The sequence below is a fragment of the Mesorhizobium subarcticum genome, assembly GCF_055456085.1.
The window spans coordinates 207,017-222,404 of the sequence record NZ_CM144237.1; the positions used below are offsets into that span (position 1 = coordinate 207,017).

A 15,388-nucleotide genomic window follows, 5' to 3' on the forward strand; every position below is an offset into this window, starting at 1 on the left:
CCGACAGGATCCGCATCCCCAAATGAAAAGGGCCGAAAGAACGGCCTCCCGCGGTCCATTCCGGCCATGCCTGCCGCGAGTATCGCAGGCAGGCTTATCGCATGCTGCCTAATTCGCCGAAATCCGGCTGGACAGGTCGGCGAACACCGTCTGTTCAGCCTGATGTGACCGGCGATGATTTGCGCTGGCGCAAACTCGGAATGAACAATCGATGTAAACTGGCCGAAACGGGCTGACAGCCAATTGTCAGCTCTGGCGTGAGATATTGCGTTCGAGGTGGCCCAGACCGGATTCGCCACAGGCACCAAGCTGGAATGCAATGCAGATGAAAAAGATCGCCCTTTCCCTTTTCGTGATTGCCGCCTCTGGCGCCTATGTGTGGGATCAGGCCGGCAAGGCCGCCACCGACGACATGCTCGGCTCGCCGCTGCCGACCGACGCTGCGGCGGGAGATGCCGCGCAGCCAATCATTCCCGCGGCGCCAGCCCAGAAGGCCCCCGTGCCGGCTCCGACCATGCCTGTCATTCGCCAGCAGAGCGTCCAGCTTGAGCCGCGGTTCAGCACTCCGCCTGCGATCGGCACGGAAACAACCGCCGCCATTGCGACACCGACACCGACACCGACACCGACACCGACACCGACACCGAAGCAGGCACCCGCGGCAAAGCAGGCGCAAGCCGCCCAGGCGCTCTCCCCGGCGCACATGCCAACTGCCTCCGAACCCGATGCTCCCGGACCTGCAACGCCGACCTTCGTCATCACCCCGGCCGTTTACATACCCATTCCGCAACCGAGGCCGGACTATTCGCAAGCACCCGCCCGGGTCGTCCGCGCCGCCATGAAGCCAGCCGTGAGTGTCGGTACGCAAACGGCCGCGCACGGTTTTGTCGATGGCACCTATACGGGTCCTGTAACGGATGCGTATTACGGGCTGATCCAGATTCAGGCTTCCATCCAGGGCGGCCGCCTGACGGCCCTCAAAGTGTTGAAATACCCATCCGACCGCCGCACCTCCATCAGCATCAACCGGCAGGCGCTGCCCATGCTGCGCGACGAAGCGATCAGCGCCCAAAGCGCCAATGTCGACATTATCTCGGGCGCGACGCTGACCAGCAGGGCTTTCATCCAGTCGCTGCGCGGCGCGCTGAAGAAAGCGTCGTCGTAGTGCCATGCGCGACACGCGGATTTTGATGGGCATGCCAATCACGATCGACATCGGCGGCACGTCGGCCGGTGAGCTGATCGACACGGTCTTCGGCTATCTCGAGCATATCGACCGGCGCTTCAGCACATACCGGGGCGACAGCGAGATCGCGGCGATCAACCGCGGCGACGTTCCCGTCGTCGACTGGAGCGGCGAGATGATTGAAGTGATGGCCATCGCAAGGCAGACGAAAGACGAAACGGCCGGATACTTCGATATTCGCAAGCCCGATGGATCGCTGGATCCTTCCGGCATCGTCAAGGGCTGGGCCATCCGCAATGCGGCAGGCATCGTTCAGCGAGCCGGCATCAGCGATTTCTTCATCGAGGCGGGAGGCGACATCCAGTCCGGCGGCAAGAATGCTTCAGGTCAGGAATGGAGCGTCGGCATCCGAAATCCATTCAACGCCGACGAGATCGTAAAGATCGTCTATCCCCGCGGCCGCGGCGTCGCAACCTCCGGCACCTATGTACGCGGCCAACACATCTATAACCCGCACGGGCTCGGCAGTCCGATCCAGGACATTGTCAGCCTGACCGTCATCGGCGCCGATGTGCTCGAAGCCGATCGTTTCGCCACTGCGGCCTTCGCCATGGGGCGGGACGGCATTCTCTTCATCGAGCAGACGCCTGGCCTGGAGGGCTATGTCGTCGACGCCAATGGCCGTGCCACGCCGACAACCGGGTTCGGAGCCCTGTGCCTGCCATGATCAAGACCATCGACCGATTTCTCGATCACCTGACCATGTACAGGCTGGTCCTCTACTATCTGATGGCGCTGGTCGGCACGGCGTTCGTGCTCGGCTTTGTCAAGCTGGTGCCACATGATCCCATTGCGCTTGCCTTCACGACAGCACTTGCCCTGGCCGCCTGCTGGATCACCAACAAGGTCTTTGCGCATGTCTTCGCAGTCCCGGCCAACAACGAGTTCGTCTACATCACCGCGCTCATCCTGGCGCTCATCCTCGATCCGGTGGCGGTCACGGACATAAAGGGGATCGCGGCGGTGGCATTCGCGGCCGTCTGGGCGATTTCATCCAAATTCATTCTCGCCATCGGCCGCAAGCACCTTTTCAACCCGGCTGCTCTGGGCGTGGCGCTGTCCGCGCTGCTGCTCGACCAACCAGCCACCTGGTGGGTCGGCAGCAATCTGCCATTGCTTCCGCTCGTGCTCATCGGCGGCATGCTCATTGTCCGCAAACTACGTCGGCTTGACCTTGTCTCGACCTTCGTTGTCGTGGCGCTGGCGACCATTCTGGCAACCACGGCCCCATCGCAATACTGGACCGCGTTCACGGAGACACTGGGTTCGTCGCCTCTGCTGTTCTTTGCCTTCGTGATGCTGACAGAGCCCCTGACCGCGCCGACGATGCGTTGGCCGCGTATCGCCTTTGCCGCCATCATCGGCTTTCTGTTTGCGCCCAACATCCATATCGGCTCGTTCTATTTCACACCGGAACTGGCGCTGCTTGCCGGCAACCTGTTTGCCTATGCAGCAGGCCCCAAGGGACGCTTCGTACTGACCTTGGAACGCATCGAGCAATCGGCCGTCGGCAGCTTTGACTTCATCTTCCGGTCGCCGCGCAAGCTTGCCTTTGAGGCCGGCCAATATCTCGAATGGACGCTTGGCCTCGATCGTGCCGACAATCGCGGCAACCGCCGTTATTTCACGGTTGCCTCGGCGCCTACGGAGGAAACGATCCGCCTCGGCGTCAAGTTCTATCCGCAATCGAGCGCCTTCAAGCGCGAATTGATAACCATGAAGCCAGGCAGCACGATCCACGCCGCGCAACTGGCCGGCAACTTCACGCTGCCCGCCCGGCGTGAAACCAAGATCGCGTTCCTCGCCGGAGGCATCGGCATCACGCCGTTCCGCTCGATGCTGCAATATCTCCTCGACCGCAAGGAGCGGAGACCGATCGTCATTCTCTACGGGACCGAAGGTCAGCAGGACATCGCTTATCGCGACGTGCTTGGCGCGGCCAGGCGGGAACTCGGTATCAAGACGATCCACGCTGTGGCGAGCGGTGGCGAGCGCGGGCAATATCCCGGATACATCGACGAGCGCCTGATACGTTTGGCCATACCCGACTACCTCGAGCGCACCTTCTACATTTCCGGCCCGCAGGCGATGGTCAAGGCGCTGCGCCTGAAGCTGCTGGCCATGGGCATTCGCCGCTCGAAGATAAAGGTCGACTATTTCCCGGGGTTTGCCTGAAGCGCGCTCAACCGTGTCGCGGCAAGGAAATTGTCACGACCAGGCCCGGATCGGCGTTGGCCATGGCAAGGCGTCCGCCGTAAGCTTCGACGATGTCGGAAACGATTGCCAGGCCAAGGCCACTGCTGCCGCCCTTGCTGTCAAGTTGGACGCCGCGCGACAAGGCGGATTCGCGATCGGCATCTGGTATACCTGGGCCATCATCAGCAACAGTTACGGCCACTTCGTCCCAGGCGGTGGATGCACCGACACAGACTGACGATTTTGCGTAGCGCGCGGCGTTCTCGACCAGATTGCCGAGGATCTCTGACAAGTCGCCTTCGTCAATTGGCGCCGTCAGATCTTCCGCGACATCCAGCTCGAACGAAAGCTCCTTGCCGCTTGGCGTCCGCTTGACGACGGCAATGACGCCAGCCGCGACGCCCGACACAAGGCAGGGTGCCTTGCCGGAGACGCCGGGTGCAAGGCGGGCGCGCGCGAGCTCCCGCTCGACATGGCGCCGGATCGCCGCGGCGCTCTGCTCGATCTCATCGGCCAGTTCCGTCTCGCCTTTCTTGCGCAACGCGCGGATGTCGGCCGACAGCACTTGCAGGGGCGTCTTGAGACCGTGCGCCAGATCGGTGGCTCGTGAGCGGGCTCGCGCAAGGGCCTTCTCCTGAGCGTCGAGAAGACGATTGATTTCGTCCGCGAGCGGCTGCACCTCGCTTGGTGCCGTCACCTCGAGCCGTGCAGTTCGCTGAGCAATCACGCTTCCAACGGCGGCCCGCAAGGTCTCCAGTGGCGCAAGGCCAACGGTGATCTGGATGAAGAAGGCAGCCATGAGCACGATGGCTAGCAAGATCAGGGCAGGCGCCAGGTCGCGGACATACCCGTCAACGGATTCCTTCACGGTTTGGTGGTCTTCGGCCACGATGGCCCGAAACGACCGGCCGCTGGCGTCGATAATGGTGCGCTCGACGGCGATGGTGAGCTCCCCTTGCGGCCCCTTGAATTCCTTGATCTCTCTGAGCACGCCAGCAGTTGCGCGCTCAGGCAGGACAAGCGTCGCATCCCACAACGAACGCGACCGGACCAGGCTGCCCGAGTTGGTATCCAGCACCTGCCAGTAGTGACCGGAAAAGGGGATGGCGAAACGCGGGTCAGCCAAGGCCGCCTGGACCGAAAGACGGCCATCAACGTCGAAATTGGTCGCGCCGATAAGGTCATTCAAGTCGACGGTCAGTTCGCTGACCACACGCCGTTCGACATTCAACTCGAACAGATAGCGCAAACCGGCACCGGCGACAGCGAGAGCAACAAGGATCGAGATGGTTGCTGCCAACCAGAGCCTGAAGCGGATCGAGTTGCCCATCAGCGAGGATCGTCGGGTATCAAATACCCGAATCCGCGGCGCGTTTCGATGATGTCGCCGCCGAGCTTCCGTCGCAACCGTGCAACTATGACCTCGATCGTGTTCGGGTCGCGGTCGTTACCTGAATCGTACAAATGCTCGGCAAGCTCGGTAGGCGCCACGACCCTTCCGGCGTGGTGCATCAAGAACGCCAGCAGCCGGTATTCCAGCGGCGAAAGAGAAATGGGAATGCCACGGAGCGAGATGCGCATCTGGCGCGTGTCCAGGAGCAAAGGACCAGACTTCAACACGGGTGCTGCCTGTCCGGCCGACCGACGCAGGATCGCCCGCAAGCGGGCGAGAAGCTCTTCCATCTCAAAAGGCTTGGGAAGATAGTCGTCCGCACCGGAATTGATGCCGTCCACGCGTTCGGTCCACATGCCTCTTGCGGTCAAGATGAGAACCGGAAACCGGCGCTCATTGGCCCGCCAACGCTTCAAGACCGTAAGACCATCGAGCTTGGGCAATCCGAGATCCAGAATCGCGGCGTCATAGTTCTCGACATCGCCGGCGAACCAGGCAGCCTCGCCATCCCGCACGATATCGACCGCCATTCCGGACGCCTTGAGGGAAGCCGCTATATCGGCTGCGATACGGGGCTCGTCTTCGGCCAGGAGGATCTTCATCAGTCGCCTTCCCCATCGCGCATGATGACACCGGCCCCGGCATCGACGTCTACAATCTTTCGCCGTCCATCGGCTCCGACGACTTGGAACCGATACACCCATTTGTCGGCCTTGCGGATGAGATCGACGGCGATGACATCGCCGGGTGCTTTGGCGCGGACAACATCCAGTATATTGGCAAGGCCCTTGATTTCGCCGTGCTCGTACAAATCCCGCGCCCGGTCATGGTCACCATCATCGTCCTGATCGGCACGGGCAGCGATAGGCATGGCCAGGACAAGGCCAGCAAGACCCAGCACCGCCAAACGCTTCAATAGGCTTTTCATCGGCAAGGCATGTCGCACGTTCAAGCTTTCATTTTGCTGTCAGTCATCCTCAGCCCACAGCAAGCATAGGGTTCATATCAAGGCATCATCGCGTCCAATCATGGCCGCGCCGAGAAGGATAACAGACCCATGCGCAATTCCATGCTTGTCCTTGCAGCACTTGCAAGCCTCACGATCCTTGCCCTGCCGGCAGCCGCTGAATCGGACGAAGGATCATGTGGGGCGTCATCTGCTGTTGTCCCATCCGGGCCGATCGATCTGCAGGCGATCCCCATGCAGGACGCCTCCACCCCGAAAGCCATCAAGGGTGGCGACGATGCGTGCGACGACCAGCAACGCGATGAAGCCAACGAGAACGACTAGGTCTTCCCTTCGCTGTGCATGGCCCACCACAGCACATGACGCTTGCCAATGTCGTGGGCCAAGGCTCGCTGCAAAGCCGGCAAATTATCCAAAATCCCTTGCCAATTTCTGGAGAGTTTCGTGATCCCCATTCAACATATCCACCCCATGCTTGTTCATTTTCCTATTGTTCTGATCTACCTGCTCGTGGCTATCGACCTTGTAGCGCTCGTTGGCGGCAGCGCCGTCACCAGGAGATCGGGCGCCGGTACGATCTCTGCTTTTTTGGCCCTGGCTGCCGGAGCGTTCGCCATCGGGACCTGGTTCTTCGGAGGTCTTGCGCTGGATCATGCCGAAGCGGCCGGATTCAGCAGCGATGTCGCGGAGATCCATGAAAGCCTGGGAGGTATCACAGCCTTTGCTTTTCTGATCTGGGGAATCGTGCGGCTTGCGCTTTGGATGCGGAACCGTGACATGCGGGTTGTAACGATCGCCATTCCTCTGATCGAAGTTTGCGGTGCATTTCTGGTCACTGCGACGGCCTACTATGGTGGACTGCTTGTCTACGAACTTGGCGTGAACGTCGCCAAGACCGCGATCGCTGGTTGACTGGTTCGCATCCGTCATTCACGGCCCAGCTTTGGACCATTTGCCTCCGCCGACAAATGATTCAGATCAAGGCGCTTCTTGCCTGTGAAATCTAAGAAAGCCGGACGTTGGAAAAACTCCGGAGAGCGAACATGCAAGCCGAAGCCATCATGAGCAAGCCAGTCGTCGGCATAGACCCGTCAGCATCGATCGCCGAGGCTGCCGGGTTGATGCTCACCAAAAAGATCAGCGGCCTCCCCGTCATTCGCGGCGACGGCACGCTGGTGGGGATCGTCAGCGAGGGCGATTTCCTGCGACGCGGGGAACTGGGCACGGAGCGCAAGCGCTCGCGCTGGCTGGAATTTCTCGTCAGCCCCGGAAAGGCCGCCGACGAATATGTCCGGGCCAATAGCCGCCGGGTTGAGGAGGTGATGTCGCAAGATGTCGTCACGGCATCGCCTGCCGCATCGCTCCCCGAAATCGTCGAGCTCATGACACGCCACCGCATCAAACGTATTCCGGTCATCGACGGCGGCAAAATTGTCGGCATCATCACCCGCTCTGATCTTCTGCAGGCCCTGCTCGGCGTCCTTCCCAGTGGGGCCGCCACGGTCATCGATGACGAACAGATTCGCCACGACATCGCTACCGAACTTGCCAAGCAGAAATGGGCTGGGCACGAGCTGATCAACGTGACGGTGAACAAAGGCGTGGTGAAACTCAGCGGCGCCATCTTCGACGAGCGCGAGCGCCAGGCCGCCATCGTCGCCGCCGAAAACGTCGCCGGTGTCAAGACGGTCGAAGATGGCCTCTTCTGCGCCGACCCCGTGTCCGTCATGCTCGTTTCCTAGCGGGTAGCCGAGCCCGACGAATTGGCGTTGCAACTTTAAGCCCCAGGATCAATATCGCTCGACATCGCCAGCCGAGGGCGCGCCTGTGCCAACGAGTTTCGATGCTGGCCTTAGGATATGGTCACGAATGAGAGGTGCGCGCTTCAAGCACGCCAAGGCGAGCCACGGGTTCCAAGGCTCGCGAACCTCGTCGCGCAGAACCTCGAAGAGGCCCGTTTCCGACGATCGAGTGAAGCCTTCAATTCAGCCTGAGCACTCGAGGCTCTAGCGTTGTCCGGCCACATGCTGCAGCCGTGCGATCAAGTCACTGTTGCGGCAGTAGTCTGGCGGATTATCGGCTTGCTGGTGTTCATCGAGCCAGATCGAGCATTCGTCCTGGTGACCGCAGGAACGGCACCGGTCCACCGCCCGGTTGGTGACGGCTGCGTGGTCGGGAACGACTTTCAATTGTCTGTCGACGCCCAGCGTCCGCATCATGCGGTCCATCAAGGCGGTTCTGGTGTCAACTGAAATCAGGTAATCGAGAAAGGTCATGTTGATCAACTCCTGCCTACCGGCCATCATTCCCATATTGACGGCCAGCTATCGTTGATCTCGATCAATGGGAGACGTTGCCGGTTCCTGGGCCTAACTAGGCTTGCGGGCCTAGGCTGGCGACAAGGCGATCGAGAAAGGACCGCTGACCGGCAAGCAACTTGTCCCGAGCCCGGGTCAGATCCAGCCATTCACCGCGATCGACCTCCGCAAACGACTGTAGCCGGCCGCTGCGTCGTGGCCACTCCATCTCAAATAGGTTGCTGCGTAGCGTCGCGGCATTGAAATCACCTTCGAGCGCGAATGCCGTGATGATCTTGCTACCTCGCTGGCGCAACTCACCCAGATTGAGAAGGGCTCCCTTTGGCTCCCAGCCTGTCTCTTCCGTGAATTCGCGCCGTGCCGCTGCTTCCGGCAATTCGCTATCGTCATATTCGCCCTTGGCAATCGACCAGGCGCCAAGGTCTCGGCTTTGCCAGAATGGGCCGCCTGGATGGACGAGTAGCACCTGCAGGCCGCGAGTCGATCTGCGGTATGGCAGGATGCCCGCACTCCTTTTAATCATCGCCTTGAACCACTCGCGCGCATTCATTTCGCCAAGGCTGAGCGCGACATGGCCTTACCGTCGATGCCCAACCCCGCGGCGTGCCGGTGCGAGAAGCGGCTGTCATGCGCGAGGGGCCAGCGTTTTGTGGCTTCCGAAACGACAAGGCAAAGCCCGGCGATCGCGACGAGTCCGGCAAGTACCGGATATGGCAGCGGCACAAAACCGGGATTGGGTTTCGATGGACCAGTAGGCACCACCTTCTCGCGAGACGGATCGCTGGTCAGCATCGTCTATCGTCAATACGACATGAAGCGGCTGACGTCGCTTTCCTCGATCAGGCTGCGGGTAACGCCGCCGAACGCCCATTCCCGTAGCCGGCTGTGGCCATAGGCTCCAGAGACGACTAGATCGGCATGGATCGAGCGGGCAAATGTCAATAACCGATCGCCGTCAGCCTCTGCTGCTATCAGTTCGGTTCGCGCCTTGATGCCGTGGTGTTTGAGAAAGACCGCGGCATCGTCGAGGCTGTCGCGAATGCTCTCGTCGCGGTCGGTTTCAATCGTGGCGATCACGACTTCGCTTGCCTTGGCCAGGAAAGGCAACGCATCCGCCATCGCCCGCCGCGCCTCCCTGGTGTCCTTCCAGGCTACCAGAACAGTTTTTGCAGGGACATGCTCGACATTGTCTGCAGCCACAAGGACCGGGCGCCCGGCACCCAGCACCAGACTGCCGATATCCACGGCGCGAAACACATTGTCGCCTGCCTCGCCGGTAACGATCAGGTCGGCCGCCCTGGCGGATACGCTTAGGAACCGGGTCGGGCTGCAAACAGCTTGGCGCCACTCGCTTGAGATCGAGGCGGGAACCAGCCTTTCGAATTCGGCACGCAACTTGGCAAGCCGCTTTTCAATTTCCGTTCGCTCGACCTGCATGATCTCGCCCTCGTAGACCATGCCGTCGCCTGTCGCGACCAGGGGCGGAACATCAGCGGCCGCCAAGCCGATAAGTTGGGCTCCAAATCGTTCCGCCAGTTCGACCCCCAACCGCACGATGGGCGCGGGAGCCGCATCGACGGCGAGGTTCACGATGATTGACTTGTACGACATTAAGAGGCCTTTCGCTGACACGATCGAATGCGTGATAAATTGCATTCGCCAGCGCCGAATGCCTTGATGCGCGTCAAAGATCCGCCATTTGCATCTGCAGCGGAAAACGCCGGTCTCGATCTGTTTTGCGCGCGCCACGAGAAATGCTAGTTAGCACCGGTAGCACCGGTCTCGAACCCAGGAACTTCAGGTGATCAAGGACGAAGCGCTCAGTTTGTCGCCCGGCGGGACGACACTGAAATCACTGTTGTCGCGAATGTTCGATCAGGCTCCGGGCTTCATAGCGCTCATGCGTGAGCCAGGTCACGTTTTTGAACTGACCAATGCCGCCTACCAGCAATTGATCGGCAACAGGCAAGTGGTTGGAAAGTCCGTGCGGGACGCCTTTCCCGAGCTCGAAGGACATGAGTTTTTCGACCATCTGGACCAAGTGTACACGACCGGCGAGCCCTATATCGGCCACGGGGTGAAGGTTGGCCTTCGCAACACAGCCGACGGCCCGGTCGAAGAGCGCATCCTTGATTTTGTCTATCAGCCGATCAAAGCTGACGATGGCCGTATCACCGCGATCTTCATTGAAGGCACGGATGTCAGCGAACTTTCCTTTGCAAACGCCGCACTTCGGCTGCGCGAGGACCATTTGCGGTCGATCCTGGCAACCGTGCCGGACGCGATGGTCGTCATCGACGAACAGGGTGGAATCCAATCCTTCAGCACCGCTGCCGAAGCGCTTTTTGGCTATCAGTCAGGTGAAGTCATTGGTCAAAACGTGAAAATGCTGATGCCCCCGCCCTACCGCGACGAGCATGATGCCTATCTGCTTCGCTACCTGACGACAGGAGAGCGCCGGATCATCGGGCTCGGGCGCACCGTAACCGGGGCACGCAAGGATGGCACGACTTTCCCAATGGAGCTTTCCGTTGGCGAGATGCATCCGGGAACCGGACGCTTCTTTACCGGCTTCTGCCGCGACCTGACCGAACGCCACCGGGCGGAGGCAAGAATCCAGGAGCAGCAACAGGAGCTCCTCCACATGGCGCGCTTTACAGCACTTGGCGAAATGGCTTCGACGCTTGCCCATGAGATCAACCAGCCACTGACGGCGATCACGAACTACCTCAAAGGCAGTCGTCGGTTGCTCGAGAAAAGCCAGGACGAGAATGCGCCTCTGCTTCGGGACGCCGTCGAAAAGGCGGCTGAGCAGGCCTTGCGGGCTGGCGACGTCATCCGTCACCTGAGGGATTTTGTAGCCAGAGGCGAAAGCGAGCGCCAGGTCGAACGGCTGCCGATGCTGATCGAGGAAGCCGCATCGCTGGCGCTGGTTGGTGCAAGGGAGATGAATCTCCTCGTCGGCTACAAGCTTGACCCTGCCGCGGAACTGGTCCTGACCGACCGCATCCAGATACAGCAGGTTCTGCTCAACCTTATGCGCAACGCGGTGGAGGCCATGCAGGACGCGCCGCGCCGCGAACTGAAAGTCACAACCATTGCCCGGGATGACGGAATGGCCGAGGTGAGCGTGATCGATACAGGCCCGGGTCTCGCGCCGGAGGTCTCGGCCCAGCTATTCCAGCCGTTTGTAACGACCAAGAAGCAAGGCATGGGTGTCGGCCTTTCCATTTGCCGCACCATCGTTGAATCGCACGGTGGTCATATATGGGCCGAGGTCATGCCGGCCGGCGGAACCGCTTTCCGGTTCACCTTGCGCATCGTAGAGAAAGAAGAAGTCACAAATGGCCGACAGTGATCTGGTGCACGTGGTCGACGACGACGTCGACGTCCGCAAATCGCTCGGTTTTCTTCTGGCAACAGCAGACTTCGCAGTACGCCTGCACGAATCGGCCACAGCATTTCTCTCGACGGCAAAAGGCAACCTCGAGGGCTGCATTGTCACCGACGTACGCATGCCGGGCATAGACGGCATTGAGTTCCTGCGCCAGCTCAGGGCGGGCGGGCATACAATTCCTGTCATTGTCATGACGGGCCATGCCGACGTGGCGCTTGCCGTTCAGGCAATGAAAGAGGGCGCGGCCGATTTCATCGAGAAGCCGTTCGACGACGAAATGCTGATCGAAGCGATCCATTCGGCGCTGGCCAACCGAAACCAGGTCGATGCAGCGCATCCGCAGTCTGCGGATATCCGCAGGCGTCTGTTGACCTTGTCAGAGCGGGAACGGCAGGTGCTGGACGGGCTTGTGTCGGGTCTACCGAACAAGACGATCGCCTATGACCTAGGGATCAGCCCGCGCACGGTCGAAATCCATCGGGCCAATGTCATGAGCAAGATGGGTGCCGGCAGCCTGTCCCATCTTGTGCGCATGGCGCTGATCGTGGAATCCAGGCCCTAGGGAGAACCTTCGAGAGGATTGCCAGCTCTGGCCTGAACCTTCTCCTCCTCCCACTCGCGCCAGTGGGTCGGCCGGATGTCGACACGGGCGCCGTTGGCGGCATTCTTCCAGCCTTCGCGAACCTTTACGCACGGGAATACCAGCGCATGCGCGCCCTCCTCGTCGAAGACGGCGAGTTCGAGATGGCGACCATACGGTGCGCTTAGGATTGGGTTCCACATCGCATCAAAATCTTCGCAAACGGTGCGTTGCGCATTGATCTGCATCACTTTCTGGAATCGGCGAACCGGCACGCGCGTCGCCGGGCGTCGGGCTGACGTGGCCAACAGTTCCTACGGCCGACGCCATGTTGCTATCGGTGCCAATCACATGCACGGCGCGGGCAACCCAATTGATTGGGAACGCAGCGCTGATACCTGATCCGGCGCTCATCGCGACAGCTGCCTTTCCCTGAAATACTTCATGACCTCACTCCGTCGACGGCCGGCCATCTTAGGACAGCTGCCCCATCAGAAATTGATCGCCGTCAAACGCCGCGCGATTGCGCCCCCTGCGTCCTAGCCGATTGATCGGGATCAAGGACCGTGCTGCGTGAGCGCATATCATTCGACCGCATAGGGAGAACCGCGATGCAGTATATCAAGGTCGATGAAGCGCTATGGGCGTCCAGCATGTTGCCCGAGGGCATCCTGGCGCGTTGGTTCATTGCCAGCGGCGACATGATCAAGGCCGGCGAGCGGATAGCCGAAGTTCGCGTCGAAGACGCGCTGCACGAGATCGTCGCGCCAGCAGATGGCCGAGCGACGATTGTCGCCACGGCGAATGCCGTCATCGAACCCGGCTCGATCCTGGCAACGCTGGAGACCCAGTCCGCGTGAGGCACTTGCCCCCTCACGGCGAAGTTCGCGCTTATTCCTCAACACCAATCTCAAGGATCCATCAATATGCAGAGCCAACATGCCGTCGTCTGGCTGGACCATCGCGAGGCCAAGGTGTTTTTCTTCAACCAAGAGTCAGCCGAGCGCCTGAGGCTCGCCGCCACGCTGGCGCATCATCAGACGCACAACAAGGCCGGCACCGTCGACGGCAAGCGTGCACCGGAAAACCAGTCCTTCCACCACGATGTCGTCAACGCATTGCTGCCAGCGAAGGAATGGCTGATCGTCGGGCCAGGATCAGCGAAAGATGAACTGGCCAAGCACATACGCGACCACCATCCGCACCTGAAGGATCGACTTCTCGGCGTTGAATCGGCCGATCATCCTACGGAGGCGCAGATCGTGGCGCATGCGCGGACGTTTTTCCGTGCCGCTGACCGGATGTTGCCCTAGATCAGTCAGGATCAGCCTGGCTTCGCAGCAATCGACCGCAAGGTCGCCTGCCACGACCGTTGCTCGATCACGGTTGCTGCAAGCTGCTGATATAAGCGATGATTGCGTCGATCTGGTCGGGGCTCGCAACCCATTCGGGCATATCCGGATGCCCGGTCGAAATGCCCTCGGCGAAGGCCTCCTCTAGATCCGTGATCGGATATCTCTTCGACAGGTCGCGAAACGCCGGAGCGTCGGGATGGGTACTTTTGTCGGTTTTTCCAGTGGCGTGGCAGCGGGCGCAATTGAACTCAACCAATGCCTGACCGCGTTCTGATAAGCCGTCTGCCTGTGCAGGCAGCACAAAACCAAGCAACACCGCTGTAAGTGCGCAAGCCGACCGACGCCGCCGCTGCAAGCGACGCTCATTGCCCATATAGCTGCTCATGGCTGCTGGCCGCCTTCCAATCTATGCGACTGTCTTCCTATGCGACTGTCTTCGCCGCTATATCCTCGATGGCGGCTCTGGCTTGCTTGCGCACGCCCCTGACCGTCTCCGAAGCGAGCCTGGAGGTCAGTGCCGTGACCTTTCCGGCTTCGGTGGTGTATTGCAACGTCGCATTCTGCAGAAATGTCGAGAAAACATCGAACGCGTCATTGAATTCAAAACTGGCGACAAGATCGTCGGCCAGCTTGGCATCCTGCTCGTAGCGGTTTTTGAGAAAGGCGAGCGTCTCGATCTGATAGCGCATCATCGCCTTGAAAGCGTTCGCCTGAAGGGACGCCGCAGCGAGGACGACTTTCTGACTATTTTCAGCTATCGGCAGTAATTGCATGCCGAATTGCGATGGTTCGGGATGGGGCTGCATGATCGATACTCCGTGTCAGTCTGCGCCACACAACGATAGCGCCATACGTCGCCGGATCATTGATCCGGATCAACTGGCGCATGAGCTTGCGGAGTGCGCAAACAGCCGAGCGCCGTTGGACTCGTTGGAGCGTTTGACGCGCATCAAGGTCATTGCTCGTCCTTCATGGCTAGCTCCTTCAAGGCAAAAAGGGTTGCAGCGATGGCTTTCAAGACGATCATGGTTCAGCTGGACGTGGACAGCATCGCAATCCCGCGCATCAAGATGGCGTGGGATCTTGCTCAGCGGCACGACGCCGACCTCATCGGCTTCTGTGCCGCCGAGCCGCATTTTGTGATGCCAACCGGCACCGACGACCAGGCCGCGACCAAGGCATTGTGGTGCCAGGTCGAGGAGATAGAAGGTCGCCTCGACTGCCTGAGAGAGGAATTCTTGAGCATCGTCAACGGCAGCAATCGTGCCGCGTGGCGCGGAGAGGTAGGCAATCCCACGCGCCAACTTGCACTCAATGCGCGTGCCGCCGACTTGATCCTCACTGGCTCGCCGACAGCCGATCTGGTGGTCGACGGTCATCGTATGCTTGATCCGGCAAGTCTCATCCTTGCGGCTGGCCGCCCGATACTCGTGGCATCGGACCCATTGGCGCCGATCAAGGCCGAAAGCATCCTGATTGCGTGGAATGATACGCGGGAAGCGCGACGTGCAGTCGTCGACGCTATGCCTTTCCTGATCACCGCCAGGGATGTCGTGATCGCCACCGTGGACAATGGGCACACTAGGCCCGGGGAAAATGTAGCGGATGTCGAACTCTTTCTGACGCGCCACGGGGTGAAGGCGCGATCGGAAGTCTTGGATGCGCGCCGCTCCGAACCGGCGGAAATCCTCCTGCAGATCGGACAGGATATTGCGGCCGATCTCATTGTTCTCGGTGGCTACGGCCATAGCCGGGTACTGGAGAGGACCTTTGGCGGCGTGACGCGTTCTGTGCTGCGCAGCGGATCCTTGCATCGTTTCATATCGAACTGAGGAAGGTGGAGCCTCGGAGTCGTGTTTTGACATCAATCAAGGTCGTCCGCTCCCGCAGCAGCAGGCGAGCCGAACCAAGCAGATCCTTTCGGCCGCCGGCTTGC

The 15,388-nt window shown here is 60.4% G+C and carries 21 protein-coding genes; 11 read left to right on the forward strand and 10 right to left on the reverse strand.

Annotated elements, in window-relative coordinates; genetic code table 11:
• Positions 1-325: 325 nt before the first annotated feature.
• Genes ACZYHG_RS00965 through ACZYHG_RS00975 form a run of 3 tightly spaced genes read left to right on the forward strand, consistent with a single transcriptional unit; the run spans position 326 to position 3,421 of the window.
• Positions 326-1,165 carry an FMN-binding protein gene (locus tag ACZYHG_RS00965; protein WP_464612144.1) on the forward strand — a complete coding sequence of 280 codons (840 nt, stop codon included), beginning with the start codon at positions 326-328 and terminating at the stop codon, positions 1,163-1,165.
• A 31-nt stretch (positions 1,166-1,196) separates the two neighbouring features.
• The gene (locus tag ACZYHG_RS00970; RefSeq protein WP_464612145.1) at positions 1,197-1,913 is read left to right on the forward strand and encodes an FAD:protein FMN transferase; all 717 of its coding nucleotides are present in this window, start codon (positions 1,197-1,199) and stop codon (positions 1,911-1,913) included.
• The gene (locus ACZYHG_RS00975; protein ID WP_464612146.1) at positions 1,910-3,421 is read left to right on the forward strand and encodes an FAD-dependent oxidoreductase; all 1,512 of its coding nucleotides are present in this window, start codon (positions 1,910-1,912) and stop codon (positions 3,419-3,421) included. The genes ACZYHG_RS00970 and ACZYHG_RS00975 overlap by 4 nt, the downstream gene beginning before the upstream one ends.
• Before the next feature lie 7 nt (positions 3,422-3,428).
• Here ACZYHG_RS00975 and ACZYHG_RS00980 read toward each other — a convergent pair whose 3' ends face one another.
• The 3 genes from ACZYHG_RS00980 to ACZYHG_RS00990 are packed head-to-tail and all read right to left on the reverse strand — an operon-like array spanning position 3,429 to position 5,751.
• On the reverse strand, positions 3,429-4,772 hold the full coding sequence (locus ACZYHG_RS00980) for a sensor histidine kinase (protein WP_464612147.1): 1,344 nt from the start codon (positions 4,770-4,772) through the stop codon (positions 3,429-3,431).
• Positions 4,772-5,437, reverse strand: coding sequence for a response regulator transcription factor (locus tag ACZYHG_RS00985; RefSeq protein WP_464612148.1), 666 nt, complete (start codon positions 5,435-5,437; stop codon positions 4,772-4,774). Before ACZYHG_RS00985 ends, ACZYHG_RS00980 begins: the two co-directional genes overlap by 1 nt.
• Entirely contained in the window at positions 5,437-5,751 is a 315-nt protein-coding gene (locus ACZYHG_RS00990; RefSeq protein WP_464612149.1) for a PepSY domain-containing protein, read from the reverse strand. Before ACZYHG_RS00990 ends, ACZYHG_RS00985 begins: the two co-directional genes overlap by 1 nt.
• Positions 5,752-5,892: 141 nt before the next feature.
• On the opposite strand from ACZYHG_RS00990, the gene ACZYHG_RS00995 reads away from it, so the two are divergent.
• From ACZYHG_RS00995 to ACZYHG_RS01005, 3 genes are all read left to right on the forward strand, one after another.
• Positions 5,893-6,126, forward strand: a complete 234-nt coding sequence (locus ACZYHG_RS00995) for a hypothetical protein (protein WP_464612150.1) — start codon at positions 5,893-5,895, stop codon at positions 6,124-6,126.
• 48 nt (positions 6,127-6,174) lie between these two features.
• Complete coding sequence (locus ACZYHG_RS01000) at positions 6,175-6,714, forward strand: DUF2231 domain-containing protein (protein ID WP_464612151.1); 540 nt, start codon at positions 6,175-6,177, stop codon at positions 6,712-6,714.
• A gap of 131 nt (positions 6,715-6,845) precedes the next feature.
• Entirely contained in the window at positions 6,846-7,544 is a 699-nt protein-coding gene (locus ACZYHG_RS01005; RefSeq protein WP_464612152.1) for a CBS domain-containing protein, read from the forward strand.
• A gap of 264 nt (positions 7,545-7,808) precedes the next feature.
• Here the strand turns inward: ACZYHG_RS01005 and ACZYHG_RS01010 are convergent, their stop codons facing one another.
• From ACZYHG_RS01010 to ACZYHG_RS01025, 4 genes are all read right to left on the reverse strand, one after another.
• Positions 7,809-8,078, reverse strand: a complete 270-nt coding sequence (locus tag ACZYHG_RS01010) for a DUF6455 family protein (protein ID WP_464612153.1) — start codon at positions 8,076-8,078, stop codon at positions 7,809-7,811.
• A gap of 97 nt (positions 8,079-8,175) precedes the next feature.
• Entirely contained in the window at positions 8,176-8,643 is a 468-nt protein-coding gene (locus ACZYHG_RS01015; RefSeq protein WP_464614847.1) for an NUDIX hydrolase, read from the reverse strand.
• 23 nt (positions 8,644-8,666) lie between these two features.
• Entirely contained in the window at positions 8,667-8,912 is a 246-nt protein-coding gene (locus ACZYHG_RS01020; protein WP_464612154.1) for a hypothetical protein, read from the reverse strand.
• A 9-nt stretch (positions 8,913-8,921) separates the two neighbouring features.
• Positions 8,922-9,731, reverse strand: a complete 810-nt coding sequence (locus tag ACZYHG_RS01025; RefSeq protein ID WP_464614848.1) for a universal stress protein — start codon at positions 9,729-9,731, stop codon at positions 8,922-8,924.
• Positions 9,732-9,921: 190 nt separating this feature from the next.
• Between ACZYHG_RS01025 and ACZYHG_RS01030 the strand changes: the two genes are divergently transcribed.
• Together ACZYHG_RS01030 and fixJ are read left to right on the forward strand one after the other, a co-directional pair.
• A complete protein-coding gene (locus tag ACZYHG_RS01030) occupies positions 9,922-11,478 on the forward strand; it encodes a PAS domain S-box protein (RefSeq protein ID WP_464612155.1) in 1,557 nt (518 codons plus the stop codon).
• Positions 11,465-12,079: a response regulator FixJ gene (fixJ, locus tag ACZYHG_RS01035; protein WP_464612156.1), complete on the forward strand. Its 615-nt coding sequence runs from the start codon at positions 11,465-11,467 to the stop codon at positions 12,077-12,079. The genes ACZYHG_RS01030 and fixJ overlap by 14 nt, the downstream gene beginning before the upstream one ends.
• Here the strand turns inward: fixJ and ACZYHG_RS01040 are convergent.
• Positions 12,076-12,405 (reverse strand): hypothetical protein, encoded by a 330-nt coding sequence (locus ACZYHG_RS01040; protein WP_464612157.1) that lies wholly within the window; start codon positions 12,403-12,405, stop codon positions 12,076-12,078. The two genes, fixJ and ACZYHG_RS01040, sit on opposite strands and share 4 nt — an antisense overlap.
• A 303-nt stretch (positions 12,406-12,708) precedes the next feature.
• On the opposite strand from ACZYHG_RS01040, the gene ACZYHG_RS01045 reads away from it, so the two are divergent.
• Both ACZYHG_RS01045 and ACZYHG_RS01050 read left to right on the forward strand, forming a co-directional pair.
• Positions 12,709-12,957, forward strand: a complete 249-nt coding sequence (locus ACZYHG_RS01045; protein ID WP_464612158.1) for a lipoyl domain-containing protein — start codon at positions 12,709-12,711, stop codon at positions 12,955-12,957.
• Between the two features lie 66 nt (positions 12,958-13,023).
• Positions 13,024-13,410, forward strand: coding sequence for a translational machinery protein (locus tag ACZYHG_RS01050; protein ID WP_464612159.1), 387 nt, complete (start codon positions 13,024-13,026; stop codon positions 13,408-13,410).
• A 67-nt stretch (positions 13,411-13,477) separates the two neighbouring features.
• On the opposite strand, the gene ACZYHG_RS01055 is transcribed toward ACZYHG_RS01050, so the two are convergent.
• Both ACZYHG_RS01055 and ACZYHG_RS01060 read right to left on the reverse strand, forming a co-directional pair.
• A complete protein-coding gene (locus ACZYHG_RS01055; protein ID WP_464612160.1) occupies positions 13,478-13,837 on the reverse strand; it encodes a c-type cytochrome in 360 nt (119 codons plus the stop codon).
• Between the two features lie 37 nt (positions 13,838-13,874).
• Positions 13,875-14,258 (reverse strand): phasin family protein, encoded by a 384-nt coding sequence (locus ACZYHG_RS01060; RefSeq protein WP_464612161.1) that lies wholly within the window; start codon positions 14,256-14,258, stop codon positions 13,875-13,877.
• A gap of 201 nt (positions 14,259-14,459) precedes the next feature.
• Between ACZYHG_RS01060 and ACZYHG_RS01065 the strand changes: the two genes are divergently transcribed.
• Positions 14,460-15,284: a universal stress protein gene (locus ACZYHG_RS01065; protein WP_464612162.1), complete on the forward strand. Its 825-nt coding sequence runs from the start codon at positions 14,460-14,462 to the stop codon at positions 15,282-15,284.
• Positions 15,285-15,388 lie beyond the last annotated feature (104 nt).